Below are 12,919 nucleotides of genomic sequence, written 5' to 3' on the forward strand. Positions count from 1 at the left end.
GTGCCGGGTACTGGAACCACTAAAAAAACATAAAGCTTTCTGCTTTCAGTTTTTCCTTTTAACTTTGGTATTATGACAAAAATGGTACTCTCCTCCAGATTTCTGGTGCTAACCGGTTTAATCTTATTGGCTGCCTGCACAAGGGCTCTTCCTCTTTATATTCCGCATATCTGGAACTTTACAGCAGTCGGCGCTCTGGCTATTTTCGCAGGTGCGCAGTTTCAGAATAAGACATTGGCTTTTTTAGTTCCATTGATGGCTATGGCAGTGTCTGATATATTCCTCGGAAACGGTTTCAATATGGCTGTTTACATTGGTTTTATCGTGATGGTAGCATGTGGTATCGCTATCCGCGGTAAGGTGAGCCCTACATCAATAGCCCTTTCTTCAATTGCTGGAGCTATTTTCTTTTTCCTTATTACAAATTTCGCTTTTCTATACCCATGGTATCCTCACAATATGGGAGGAGTGATTCAGTCATATGTAATGGGACTTCCCTTCCTGAGAAACATGATCATCGCAGATGCAATCTACGGAACAATATTATTCGGCGGCTTTTATCTACTTGAAAAAGGTTTCCCGAAGCTGGCATTGGTGAGAGCTTAAGCTCTCACCTGTCCATTTCCTTTCACTATCCATTTGTAGCTAGTTAATTCCTCAAGACCCATCGGTCCGCGGGCATGTAGCTTCTGCGTGCTTATTCCTATCTCAGCACCCAATCCAAATTGTCCACCGTCCGTAAAGCCTGTTGATGCATTCGCATAAACAGCCGCTGCATCAACCTGAGTAAGAAAAGCGTCAATATTCGCTTCATCTTCAGAAAGTATGGCTTCACTGTGCTTTGAACTATAGGTGGCAATATGATCTAAAGCCTCGCCGAGATCAGACACTGTCTTGATAGCCAGCTTATAATCTAGAAACTCGATTCCGAAATGCTCATCACTGGCAGGGAGGAGAAGATGATCGGGATAATTTCCTTTCAGTTGCTTAAAGGCTTCTTCGTCCGCATAGATAACCACATTTGAACTGCGCAGATCTTCTACCAGAAAAGCGAGGTTATTGATAGTCTGTTTGTGTACCAGCAAACAGTCGAGCGAATTACAGACGCTAACTCTTCTGGTCTTTGCATTGAGGATGATCGCTTTACTTTTCTCCAGATCGGCCGACGCATCTACGAAGGTATGCACGATGCCTGCACCCGTTTCTATCACCGGCACTTTGGCGTTGTCTCTTACATAAGTGATTAAATGCTGACTCCCGCGAGGGATAATCACATCTATATAGTTCACTGCGTTTAGCAAGGCCTCGGTAGCACTTCGGTCCGGAGGTAACAAAACCACCACATTCTTATCGATATTATTCGCCTCAAGCACTCCATGAATGATAGAAATCAGTGCTTCGTTAGAGAAAGAAGCATCACTTCCCCCTTTGAGAACAGCTACATTTCCGGTTTTAAAGCAAAGAGAGAAAACGTCTATAGTGACATTCGGCCGTGCCTCATAGATCACCCCGACAACCCCTAAGGGTACGCGCACCCTCTTTAACTGAAGTCCGTTTGGAAGCTCCCTTTCACTTAAGACACCACCAACGGGGCTATTCAGTTGTGAGACACTTCTAAGGTCAGACGCGATATCTTCCAGTCGGGAGGCAGACAACTTCAGCCTGTCGTATTTTGGATCGTCTACATTCATCCTGCCCAGGTCCTTCTGGTTCTCCGTAATCATGAACTCCTGGTTAACCAAAAGTTCATGAGCGAGCTCATTTAAAACGCTGGACACTTTCTCGGCAGTAATTAAGCCTAAAGACCTGGCAGCAGATCTTGCTCCCTCAAAAACGCTATTCAGACTCATATTGTTAATTTTGTGGATTTAAGAAAAGATAATCGTAGTGTATCAGGGCCTTCTGGTTCTTAACCCCCAGACGCTCCCGAGCCTTTTCAGAACCGTATTCGGCAATGCCAAGACCAATATTCAGACCGGCCTCATCAATGAGTCGGATAATTTCGCCCTTTTTGAAATCTTTCTCTACAGCGACCAGTCCTACAGGAAGAAGGCTGCTGGCCTTAGCGGATGTCAATGCTACTTTCGCACCGTCATTGATTCTGACAAGCCCTGTGGCGTAATTCTCAGAGTGAGCAATCCACTTCTTTTTCCCCGAAGCGGTTTTCTGGGGTACAAAATAAGTGCTTAAAACCTCCCTCTTCAGTAAGCGTGGAAGGACATCGGGGGTTGTACCATTTGCGATATGCACTGCAATACCTAAACGGGCGACTTTCTGTGCCATAGTGGACTTCGTCATCATTCCTCCCCTTCCAAATTCGGACTTTTTAGCTGATATAATGCCCGAAAAACCTTTGAAATCCTGGTCGATCTGTTCAATTACTTTAGAACCGGCTTCTTTAGGATCGCCGTCAAAAATGCCGTCAACATTGGTGAGAATAATTAATGCATCGGCATTTAGCTGGGAGGCAATTAATCCGGCCAGTTCATCGTTGTCGGTAAACATCAGTTCAGTCACCGATATCACGTCATTTTCATTGACGACAGGTATTACATTGTGTTTCAAAAGAATATGGAAACAGTTCTTCATATTCAGGTAATGAAGCCTGTCTCTGAAATCTTCTTTAGTAACAAGCACCTGAGCACATACCAGTCCCTTTTTCTCAAATAGCTCGGAATATTTATTGATTAATTTAACCTGCCCGATAGAAGCGAATAGCTGCCGGGTAGCAACCGCATCGAATTTATCAGACGCAGACAGAAGGCTTTTTCCTGAGGCGACAGCTCCTGAAGATACAAGAATAACTTCTGTATTTTGCGTTTTTATTCGTGAGATCTGATCAACCAGGTGTTCGATCCTCTCAAGATCCGGTAGCCCGTTTGCTTTTGTTAGGACGTTTGATCCAACTTTGATTACAATACGTTTGTAGTTTAAGCTCATAAGACAGCATAAAACTACTAAATTTTAAGACAAAAATGACTTCATTACATCGTCATAGGCCTCTGAAGTGAAATATATAATAGGCTCCTCAGCCTCATGAGACGCGTCCATGATTATTTTTGAACCTCCATTACCGGAAGGTTCTATCTCTATTATCCTACCTTTTTCAAATCGGGTAGGCACGCCATCAATCAATACCATGAAAAAGCTTTGCGACATAATTATAAAGTTTAAATCGAAATACGAGACGATACTTCGCCTTCTGTCTATAAGCAATCAGAATAGCGAAATGTTCATCCGCAGATCAAAACTCTTCTGATCTCACTATACATTCATAAAAAAACCCGGAAGCTGACGCTCCCGGGTTTCTCTCCTTTAGTTTAGTTAATTTAGTCTACAACCACTACTTCAAGTTTGAGCTCTTCAGTTGGTGCCTTCGGTTTTCCTTCAAAGGCATTAATATATAATTGCTTCATTTCGCTTATCAGCGGATATCTCGGGTTAGCACCTGTACACTGATCGTCAAAAGCTTGCTCAGACATGGCATCTAACGTAGGGTAGAAAGCTTTCTCTGATATACCGAATTCTTTAATTGATGCAGGTATGCCGACTTTGGCTTTCAGATCATCAATAGCAGCGATAAGCAGTTCGATCTTCTCTGTATCAGTTTCGCCACCCAGGTTCAGGTAATCTGCTACTCTGGCGTATCTCCATTTTGCGTTAGGGTATTTGTACTGAGGGAAGGCAGCCTGCTTGCGTGGATTGTCGACAGCATTGAACCGGATCACTTCAGTGATCAGCATTCCATTGGCAACTCCATGCGGTACGTGGTGAGTAGCGCCCAGTTTGTGGGCAAGCGAGTGGCATATACCTAAGAAAGCATTGGCGAAGGCCATACCTGCTACGGTTGCAGCATGCGCCATTTTTTCACGTGCCTTAACATTGGTTTCTCCTTCGTTGTATGCATCCGGTAGATACTTGAATATTAAGCGGATGGCTTCCAGCGCAAGTCCGTTGGTATACTCAGAAGCAAGGACAGAAACATAGGCTTCGAGAGCATGCGTCAGCGCATCGATCCCCGAAGCGGATGTAAGCCCTTTAGGCATTTTCATCATCAGCTCAGCATCTATGATAGCGATATCTGGCGTCAGCTCATAATCTGCAAGGGGGTATTTCAAACCTGATACCTCATCGGTGATAACAGCGAAAGGAGTTACCTCAGATCCTGTTCCGGCAGAAGTTGGAATAGCCACCATCATTGCCTTCTCGCCCATTGCAGGGAAACGGTAAACGCGTTTCCGGATATCCATAAAGCGCATGGCCAGATCTTCAAAGCGCACTTCAGGATGTTCATACAACACCCACATAATTTTAGCTGCGTCCATTGGGGAACCACCGCCCAGTGCGATAATCGTATCCGGCTGGAAGCTGATCATCTCAGCGGCTCCGCGTCTTGCAGTATCCAGTGTTGGATCTGGCTCCACATCGAAGTATACAGTATGTTCAATTCCTAACTCTTCCAATACCTTAACTACCGGATCAATGAACCCTAACTTGTATAATACTTTGTCGGTTACGATGAAAGCCCTTTTGCGGCCGAGATCCTTTAGCTCACGCAATGCTACAGGCATGCAACCGTATTTGAAATAAACCTTTTCAGGAACCCGGAACCACAGCATATTTTCTCTTCTGCTTGCCACACTCTTAATATTTAATAAATGTTTAACACCTACGTTTTCAGAAACAGAGTTTCCTCCCCAGCTACCACATCCCAGAGTCAATGAAGGAGATAATTTGAAGTTAAAGATATCGCCTATCGCGCCTTGAGAAGATGGCATGTTAACAATCGTACGGCCTGTCTTCATCTTAGTGCCGAACAATTCAATCCTGTCATGCGACTTAACCTCATCGGTATACAAAACTGAAGTATGTCCGAAGCCTCCTAACTTAACCAGGCGGACAGATTTCTCTAAAGCTTCGTCAAACGTACCTGCCTTATACATGGCCAGGAGCGGAGAAAGTTTCTCGTGGGAAAAGGCTTCTTCCCTTTCAACAGATTCAACCTCTCCGATAAGGATTTTGGTATACTCAGGCACTTGAAAACCTGCCAATTGGGCAATTTTGTAAGCTGACTGACCTACGATTCCGGCATTTAAAACGCCATTTACGAGAATCACTTTCCTTACTTTTTCCGTTTCTTCTTCGTTCAGGATATAAGCGCCCCTGTCTTCGAATTCTTGCTTAATCTCCTCATAAATGCTGTCAATTACAATAACAGACTGCTCAGAGGCGCATATCATTCCGTTATCGAAAGTCTTAGACAACAGAATGGAATTTACTGCCATCTTAAGATGGGCCGTTTCATCTATAATTGCGGGTGTATTACCTGCTCCAACGCCAATTGCGGGCTTTCCGGAGGAATAGGCAGATTTAACCATTCCTGGTCCACCTGTGGCCAGCGTAAGGTCGCACTCTGACATGACAATTTGAGATAATTCTACTGATGGCTCATCGATCCAGCCAATGATGTCTTTAGGTGCCCCTGCAGCAACAGCAGCGTCCAGAACAATCTTAGCAGCAGCAATAGTTGATTTCTTGGCTCGTGGATGCGGTGAGAAGATGATACCATTTCTGGTTTTAAGCGCTATGAGTGCTTTAAAAATCGCTGTGGAAGTGGGGTTAGTAGTGGGTACAACAGCGGCGATTACACCGATCGGCTCAGCGATCTTTGTAATACCAAAGGCCTCGTCAGTCTCGATAACCCCACATGTTTTGGAATCTTTGTATTGGTTGTATATATATTCGGAAGCGAAATGGTTTTTAATGACCTTGTCTTCTACCAGACCCATTCCTGTTTCTTCAACTGCAAGCTTAGCCAGTAAAATCCTGGCATTGTTTGCAGCCATAGCCGATTGACGAAAAATTTCATCAACCTGTTCCTGACTATATGTTGAGTACAATCTCTGAGCTTCACGAACTCTTTCAATTTTTTGGATAAGCTTTTCTGCGTTAGTAGGTTTCATTTGATTACGTTTAATCTATGTGATTTGATGGTATAAAGATACCTACCTACCATGTTGAAGCGTATGACAGCTGTCAACAACCTCAATGACAGTTGTCATTTAAAATCAGATGTTTAACCAAACAAATTACTGGTGTACTCACGTCTTAGTCTGGATTGAAATGACTCGATGGTCCTGAAAATCTCCTTAAGTGTTACCTGCTCAATCTTTGTGAGACTATTTGGATCGATATAATTCTCAGGAACTGCCTTATCATGTATAATCTGGCTGGCTTGCTTCTTTAATCGCATCGCCATCAGATAATAGTAAGATTGGTTTAATTCATGAAATTCTGATTCAGAAAACACCTTAATATCCTTCAAAGCTTTGAGACGCTCGCCCGTGTTGGTCTTGAAAATCCTGTTCTTTAGACAGTACAGGCGAACAAGGTCGACGATAGGAGTCATGGCCTTTTTTATATCGAACACTTCCTGCTCTCCTACGGTAATCGTTCGTATATTTTTGAAGAACGTCAGCGGAGGCTGATATTGAACGGCATTATTCGCCATGTGGAAAAACAGCTTTTCCATCGGTTCATGAAGCTTTGCGTCGAGAAAGCTATGCAATTCGGAAATAATGGTTTTATCGCCGTAGATGTATCTGCAGTCGAAAAAGGTTGAAAACTTTATAACGGTCTCAGGAAGTGACTCCTCCATCCAGCTTTCATAATTGCGTTTCCAATGGGAAAGTGAATGAGTCCAGTTGGGATTGCTGGCCATAAACCCACCGGTGCAATAACTGAAGCCGATATAATTAAGCTTCTCGGAGACGATCTTCGCAAAGTTCAAAAAATAGTCCCTCACTAACTCACGTTGCTCATTAGCCTTGTCTTCGTAGATGATCGCGTTATCCTGATCTGTTTTAAGGGTCTGCTCCTTTCGTCCTTCACTCCCCAATACCATAAAAACAAATTTCGCTGGTGGCTCGCCAACGCGCTTAATAACTTCTTCAATAACTTTTTGAGCTATCGTGTCGGCAATTGTAGAAATGATCTGATTAATGATCTCCGCATTTACACCACGGCCCAGCAGCTGCGTAATCATTTGTGGCACCTGCTGCCACTTAGACCGGAGCTCTTCAACGGATACCGCAAGCTTAACCGACTGCACGTATACCAGTGGTGATTGCGCCTGTTCGCTTAATAAGCGGTTACGGCTGATGATACCTTTATAAACGCCGTTTTCTTCTACGAGCAGATATTTCGTCTTTGTGGAAAACATCATCAGCACCGCTTCATAAACAAAAGCCTGGCTGCTGATTGTCACCACTGGATTGTCAACCACCTCGATAACGGGCGCATTAACATCTCCCCTTGCAGCAATCACCTTATCTCTCAGGGTGATATCGGTGACAAAACCTTCCACCACACCTTCAGGACTCCGGACGATCATGCAGCTTGTTTTATTCTCTGCCATAATCCCCGCAGCCTTAAATATGGGTGTATCCGGATAGCAATATACAATATCCCGATAACCGATACTTTCTATCCGCCGTGAGTAAAGTTGTTCAGAGGCAAGATAACTTTCTTCAAATGAAGTGGGCTTTTTGGCGAAGTGGGCGAACTCTTCGTTCAGCATCCTGCGACCGAAGTCGGCAGTGAAATGATGAAAGAACTCATCATAAGCATTACATAGAGCCCTGAAATCTTTTCTCGGCAGAAAATACACCACTGTGCCTTTTTTTGCGATCACGGTCCTTAATGAGCGCTTCCTGTTCAGGAGAACCGAGACTCCACCATAACAGAAGCCGGCCTCATGATGCTCTTCGAGGCGCCTGGCGTGCGAACTGTCATAAAAAAACGATTCATATTTTCCCTCAACAATGATGTCGATTCCCTTCATCTTAGTCACTTCCTGCTGATAGATGACGGTATCCTTAACATATCTTACTTCATGAAAGAGATCAGCAACACCCAGGAGCACTTTTTCAGGCAGGACATTGAACGGGACGACATTTTTTAGAAATTCAGCACGTGTCATAGTTGTTTAGAAAAGAAATGTGATAAGTATCGTAAGTAAGCAAAGGAACAGCACAGGAAGCACAGACGAGAACTTCTTCGATGTAAACTTCACTTTATTTAAAGGCCCCTGCTGGGAGGCAACGATCTCGCCGGTTATCAGGCCCCTGTGTTCGAGTTCAAAGAAGCACCTGGCAGTCGCAATGGAATCATCTAACGCATTATGAGGATTTCGCAGATTTTCATTAAACAGCAGCTCATACAGCTGTCCCAGTTTCAGAAAACTGGCACTCGGGTTCCTGACCAGCTTTACTGTCGCCATCATGGTACAGAAAGCCGGACAACATAGAGCCATGTTTGGAAGCCGGGCACGGTAATAGTCTGCTCCGATCATATGCAGATCCAGTTCTGTAAAGTGTCCCACAATGATCGGTTTGTATTTCGAAAGATCTGCAGATAAGTCTTTCATTATCTCGAGCCGTGACTTCCCGTGTTCCTTTCGGTATTCATCCGAAAACCCGTGTATCTTGAACGAACCTGGAGACACCACAAAGTCTTCGTCGTTAATGAAGTGGTCTTTCTGAAGAAGCTCCTCCCCCTTCCTGGAGTACACCACCCAGGATATCTGGACAATATGTGGCCAGTTCCCTTCCTTAGAGTAAGGCCTGTCCCAGCGTTTGGGCAGGCCTGAAGTTTCAGTATCTATAAATAAATAGTAATCATTCACCTTTAATTCATTGGTTAGTTTAATGTCCTTTCAATAAACTACGAAGACCTCTTAAATGGTCCTTTGCCTTACTGCCTCATAAAGTATCACTCCCGCAGAAACGGAAACGTTAAGCGAACCGATCGTACCACTCATCGGAATCTTGGACAAGTGGTCTGCCACGCGGATAATTTCAGAAGAAATCCCATCCTCTTCTGAACCCATCACGATAGCTGTAGGGCCTTTGAAATCAACCTTGTACAAATAATCATTCGTCTTCTCCGTACAGGCAACAATTTGTATACCAGACTCCTGCAGGTATCGAACAACCTTGCTCAGACTCTCATGACGGCAAACCGGAATGTTAAATAGCGCGCCCGCTGATGTCTTTATGGTATCCGGATTAATCTGCGCAGAGCCTTTCACAGGAACGATGATGGCATGCACCCCCGAACACTCAGCGGTTCTAGCTATCGCACCCATATTCCTCACGTCGGTGATGCCATCCAATATCAACAGCAAGGGAACCTCACCCTTTTCGTAAACGAGAGGAACAATATCTTCAATTTTTTGGTATGTTATCGGTGACACCATTCCGATTACGCCCTGGTGGTTTTTCTGCGTTATGCGGTTCAACTTCTCCACGGGCACTTGCTGATAGGTTATTTCAGCTTCCTTTAGTAACACTCTTAACTCATTGAACAAAGCACCCGTAAGGCCCCGCTGTACATACACTGCTTCAATATCCTGTCCGCTTTTAATCGCTTCAATCAACGCTCTGATACCAAAGATCATTTGATTATGCTCCCTGCGGACTCTGTCGGAATTAGTATTCATTCATAAAAATTTATCTGACAAATTACTGTTTTTTTGCGCATATTATACTTAATAAATTCCCCGCAGCTTTCGTTTTTAACATCATGGAAACTTTTCAACACTATCTAGCGACTATTAACACCCTGATAAAGCGCCTCCACTAACATGTTATCCACATAGCAATGTTAATATCTAAAAACAGTCTTGTTGTAAAAATCGGGATCCTTTCATTAGTTGTGCAGAACTAGACAAACCGATTGTGTATTTTTGCATAATGAGTTTAGAAATGGAAAACGGGGGATTCAACCCCGACAGAAAATCCACGGGGACAGACAGGAGAACTCGTCTTACAAATATGGTGAGTGGACTAGGAAAGCTTCCTCCTCAGGCAATCGATTTGGAAGAGGCCGTATTAGGTGCACTCATGCTGGAAAAAGATGCCCTGTCTGCAGTTATCGACATTCTGAAACCAGAGCTCTTTTATAAAGAAACACATCAAAAGATATTCGCTTCTATAGCAACGCTTTTCCAGAAGTCGTCTCCGATCGACATCCTGACGGTTACATCCCAGCTCAGGCAGCAAGGAGACCTGGAAATGGTAGGAGGTGCATATTATATCACCGAGCTTACAAATCGTGTAGTATCAGCTGCAAACATCGAATATCATGCCCGTATCATCTCTCAGAAGTTCATTCAGAGAGAACTGATCCGAATATCTACAGAGATCATCCAGAACGCGTACGAAGACACTACCGATATATTCGACCTTCTGGATCATGCCGAAAAGAACCTTTTCGACATTGCGCAGAACAATCTTCGCCGCGATTCCCGGAAAATGGATGACATCATCCGTGAATCATTAGACTCGCTTGAAAAATTGCGCGATCGTGTGGACGGGCTCACAGGAGTACCATCAGGCTTTACCGCTTTAGACAGGATGACATCTGGATGGCAGCCTTCGGATCTGGTCATCATTGCGGCACGTCCTGCAATGGGTAAAACTGCTTTCGTGCTTAGCTGTGCAAGAAATGCCGCAGTTCAATTCAACAAACCTGTAGTGGTCTTCTCTTTGGAGATGTCCTCTGTTCAGCTCGTCAACAGGTTAATTTCCGGAGAAACGGAAATAGAGCAAGAGAAGATTCGTAAAGGGAATTTAGCTGAGTGGGAATGGCAGCAGCTTCACTCCAAGATAGGGACCTTGACCGAAGCACCTCTTTTTATAGATGATACTCCGGCTTTGAACATTTTTGAGTTCAGGGCTAAGTGTAGACGTCTGAAAGCGCAGTACGATATTCAGATGATCATCATTGACTACTTGCAGCTCATGCATGGAAAAGGTGAAGGAAAAGGTGGTAACCGTGAGCAGGAAATCGGTAGTATATCCCGGGCTCTTAAATCCGTAGCTAAGGAACTCAACGTACCGGTTATTGCCCTGTCGCAGTTAAGCCGTGCCGTAGAAAGTCGCCCGGGAGGAAATAAGAAGCCAATGCTTTCCGATTTACGTGAATCTGGATCTATTGAGCAGGATGCCGACATGGTACTCTTCCTTTACCGGCCTGAATACTATGGTCTTACCGAGGACGAAGAAGGCCGGTCAACAGTAGGTATCGGCGAGGTAATCATTGCCAAGCACCGTAATGGTGAAACAGGAACAATTCCGCTCCGCTTCATCGGCAAGTATGTAAAGTTTGCCGACCTGGAAGACGATTTCAATGTCAGCTCAGCACCTGTAAACACTGACCCTTTCGCAGGAATGGCCCCTTCAACCGACTTTGACAAGCCTAACAGTTTCATCACCCGACCATCGCGTATGGACGACATGGACGATGAGGCACCATTTTAGAACAATAGACCCAGCAGGACCCCGGTTAGAATCAACCATGGGGTTCTGATCCTGGTAAAGCATAAAAGGCAGATCGTCGCGGCGATAATTCCCAACTCGAAGAGAGACGACCCTTCACTCTTCAAAAGCATCGGTTGTAGAAGAAAGAGAAAAGCGGCAATTACAAAGCCAACAGCCACGGCATTTATTCCCGACAGCGAATTCCTGATTCTTCCTATTTTCTTGAGATCATCCCAAAAAGGAACGAAGAAAAGGACCAATATAACTCCCGGCAGATTGATACCTAAAGTCGCTACAAGACTTCCCGCTATCTGGCCAGGAATACCGTTTCCGGCATTTTTCATGGCCATTGTACCGACAAAAGAAGTGAAAGAAAACGTAGGCCCGGGTAGGATTTGCTGGAACGCATAGCCGCTCAGGAACTCGTCGGATGTTAAATAGCCTTTCATTTCCACAAACTCCGTGAACATCAGCGGAACAAGAACCTGCCCTCCGCCAAAGATGATGATACCGTTTCGATAAAAGTTTTCAAACAGGCGAATGGGGAGACTGAAGGGTGAAGTTTGATTGATGACGGCACCCAGCGATGCAAAAAACAATAAAATCCCGATAAAGTATAGAACCTTCTTTTGATTTATATTCCGGAAAATGCTCGGATGCAAGCCTCGCTCCCTTGAAGAGCTATCCAAAGCAGCGGAAATGATTCCACCGATCAGAATCAGAATCGGAAATACGAATGCGTTCTTCAGAATCAGCGTAACAATTACAGCTCCGAATGCAAGCCACAACGACAGTCTCGTCTTCAGCTGACTGCGGGAGAGTTTAATAGACGCGTAACCGACAATACCAACGGCAATCGGCTGAATATAAGCCATCACATGATGAAACCCCGATTTTTCACCCAATAGGGAATAGATAATCCCGATGAAGCACAGAAACGCTGCCGAAGGAAATATCCAGATGAGAAATGTGATGAGAGATAAATAAATGCCGCCGACCTTGTATGCGATTCCCACTAGAGTTTGCGTAGAAGACGGCCCGGGAAGAACCATAGTCATCGCGTTTAGCTCCAGGAGCTCCTCCTCACTAATGTACCTTCTCTTGAGGACAAAGTCCTTCAGCATCATTGCGAGATGCGCCTGCGCACCGCCAAAAGCCGTTAAAGTAAAGATCACTACATCTTTGAGGAATAACAGCTTTTTAGCGTTCAGCCTAATCATCTTCGTAATCCTGACCTGTCGCAGACAGATATACCGTTTGCAATTCTGAAAAAGCATGCATATTGCGCACCGCCTTGGCAACTGACATGCCTTTTTGATAAGTTTTGATAGCCTCCTCCTGCCTTCCAAGCTTTTCATACAGTTTGCCTGCATGATAATAGGTTCCTACATAATCCTCATTATTGGCCATCAAGTCTTCAAAGTAAGATAACGCTTCTTGAAGCTGCTGTCTTTTCGTATATTCAGTTGCCAGAGCATATTTAATGAATGGATCGGAGGGGTCGTTCTCTAAAAAAGCGAAAAGCTTTTGCAATCGGTCGTCGTTCATTATAAAAAACTGCTTTTTTAATCTATTTTTGCAAAATAAAACAAAAC

The 12,919-nt window shown here is 44.4% G+C and carries 11 protein-coding genes; 2 read left to right on the plus strand and 9 right to left on the minus strand.

Annotated features, from left to right (window positions below; genetic code table 11):
- Window positions 1–72: 72 nt before the first annotated feature.
- Complete coding sequence (locus tag B0I27_RS11330) at window positions 73–606, plus strand: DUF6580 family putative transport protein (protein ID WP_106293368.1); 534 nt, start codon at window positions 73–75, stop codon at window positions 604–606.
- Here B0I27_RS11330 and B0I27_RS11335 read toward each other — a convergent pair.
- The 7 genes from B0I27_RS11335 to rlmB form a co-directional block, all read right to left on the minus strand.
- Window positions 603–1,850, minus strand: a complete 1,248-nt coding sequence (locus B0I27_RS11335) for a glutamate-5-semialdehyde dehydrogenase (protein WP_106293369.1) — start codon at window positions 1,848–1,850, stop codon at window positions 603–605. The genes B0I27_RS11330 and B0I27_RS11335 overlap by 4 nt on opposite strands.
- A gap of 4 nt (window positions 1,851–1,854) precedes the next feature.
- The gene (gene proB, locus B0I27_RS11340; protein WP_106293370.1) at window positions 1,855–2,940 is read right to left on the minus strand and encodes a glutamate 5-kinase; all 1,086 of its coding nucleotides are present in this window, start codon (window positions 2,938–2,940) and stop codon (window positions 1,855–1,857) included.
- Between the two features lie 24 nt (window positions 2,941–2,964).
- The gene (locus tag B0I27_RS11345; protein ID WP_106293371.1) at window positions 2,965–3,159 is read right to left on the minus strand and encodes a hypothetical protein; all 195 of its coding nucleotides are present in this window, start codon (window positions 3,157–3,159) and stop codon (window positions 2,965–2,967) included.
- A 170-nt stretch (window positions 3,160–3,329) separates the two neighbouring features.
- Window positions 3,330–5,963, minus strand: a complete 2,634-nt coding sequence (gene adhE, locus B0I27_RS11350; protein WP_106293373.1) for a bifunctional acetaldehyde-CoA/alcohol dehydrogenase — start codon at window positions 5,961–5,963, stop codon at window positions 3,330–3,332.
- A 113-nt stretch (window positions 5,964–6,076) separates the two neighbouring features.
- Complete coding sequence (locus B0I27_RS11355; protein WP_106293375.1) at window positions 6,077–7,981, minus strand: DUF294 nucleotidyltransferase-like domain-containing protein; 1,905 nt, start codon at window positions 7,979–7,981, stop codon at window positions 6,077–6,079.
- Between the two features lie 6 nt (window positions 7,982–7,987).
- Window positions 7,988–8,686, minus strand: coding sequence for a 3'-5' exonuclease (locus tag B0I27_RS11360; RefSeq protein WP_106293377.1), 699 nt, complete (start codon window positions 8,684–8,686; stop codon window positions 7,988–7,990).
- 51 nt (window positions 8,687–8,737) lie between these two features.
- The gene (gene rlmB / locus B0I27_RS11365) at window positions 8,738–9,502 is read right to left on the minus strand and encodes a 23S rRNA (guanosine(2251)-2'-O)-methyltransferase RlmB (protein ID WP_106293379.1); all 765 of its coding nucleotides are present in this window, start codon (window positions 9,500–9,502) and stop codon (window positions 8,738–8,740) included.
- A 253-nt stretch (window positions 9,503–9,755) separates the two neighbouring features.
- On the opposite strand from rlmB, the gene dnaB reads away from it, so the two are divergent.
- Window positions 9,756–11,324: a replicative DNA helicase gene (dnaB, locus tag B0I27_RS11370; RefSeq protein ID WP_106293381.1), complete on the plus strand. Its 1,569-nt coding sequence runs from the start codon at window positions 9,756–9,758 to the stop codon at window positions 11,322–11,324.
- Here dnaB and chrA read toward each other — a convergent pair.
- Together chrA and B0I27_RS11380 are read right to left on the minus strand one after the other, a co-directional pair.
- Window positions 11,321–12,544: a chromate efflux transporter gene (gene chrA / locus B0I27_RS11375; protein ID WP_106293383.1), complete on the minus strand. Its 1,224-nt coding sequence runs from the start codon at window positions 12,542–12,544 to the stop codon at window positions 11,321–11,323. The two genes, dnaB and chrA, sit on opposite strands and share 4 nt — an antisense overlap.
- Window positions 12,537–12,872 (minus strand): tetratricopeptide repeat protein, encoded by a 336-nt coding sequence (locus B0I27_RS11380; RefSeq protein WP_106293385.1) that lies wholly within the window; start codon window positions 12,870–12,872, stop codon window positions 12,537–12,539. The genes chrA and B0I27_RS11380 overlap by 8 nt, the downstream gene beginning before the upstream one ends.
- Between the last annotated feature and the right edge of the window lie 47 nt (window positions 12,873–12,919).

This window comes from Arcticibacter pallidicorallinus, assembly GCF_003002875.1.
Classification (GTDB): domain Bacteria; phylum Bacteroidota; class Bacteroidia; order Sphingobacteriales; family Sphingobacteriaceae; genus Arcticibacter; species Arcticibacter pallidicorallinus.

What these genes read in the sequence shown, in the direction of transcription:
- dnaB (WP_106293381.1), top strand. Translation starts at nt 9,756, where the DNA reads ATGAGTTTAGAAATGGAAAACGGGGGATTCAACCCCGACAGAAAATCC.
- B0I27_RS11335 (WP_106293369.1), bottom strand. Translation starts at nt 1,850, where the DNA reads ATGAGTCTGAATAGCGTTTTTGAGGGAGCAAGATCTGCTGCCAGGTCT.
- rlmB (WP_106293379.1), bottom strand. Translation starts at nt 9,502, where the DNA reads ATGAATACTAATTCCGACAGAGTCCGCAGGGAGCATAATCAAATGATC.
- B0I27_RS11380 (WP_106293385.1), bottom strand. Translation starts at nt 12,872, where the DNA reads ATGAACGACGACCGATTGCAAAAGCTTTTCGCTTTTTTAGAGAACGAC.
- B0I27_RS11345 (WP_106293371.1), bottom strand. Translation starts at nt 3,159, where the DNA reads ATGTCGCAAAGCTTTTTCATGGTATTGATTGATGGCGTGCCTACCCGA.
- chrA (WP_106293383.1), bottom strand. Translation starts at nt 12,544, where the DNA reads ATGATTAGGCTGAACGCTAAAAAGCTGTTATTCCTCAAAGATGTAGTG.
- adhE (WP_106293373.1), bottom strand. Translation starts at nt 5,963, where the DNA reads ATGAAACCTACTAACGCAGAAAAGCTTATCCAAAAAATTGAAAGAGTT.
- B0I27_RS11330 (WP_106293368.1), top strand. Translation starts at nt 73, where the DNA reads ATGACAAAAATGGTACTCTCCTCCAGATTTCTGGTGCTAACCGGTTTA.
- B0I27_RS11355 (WP_106293375.1), bottom strand. Translation starts at nt 7,981, where the DNA reads ATGACACGTGCTGAATTTCTAAAAAATGTCGTCCCGTTCAATGTCCTG.
- proB (WP_106293370.1), bottom strand. Translation starts at nt 2,940, where the DNA reads ATGAGCTTAAACTACAAACGTATTGTAATCAAAGTTGGATCAAACGTC.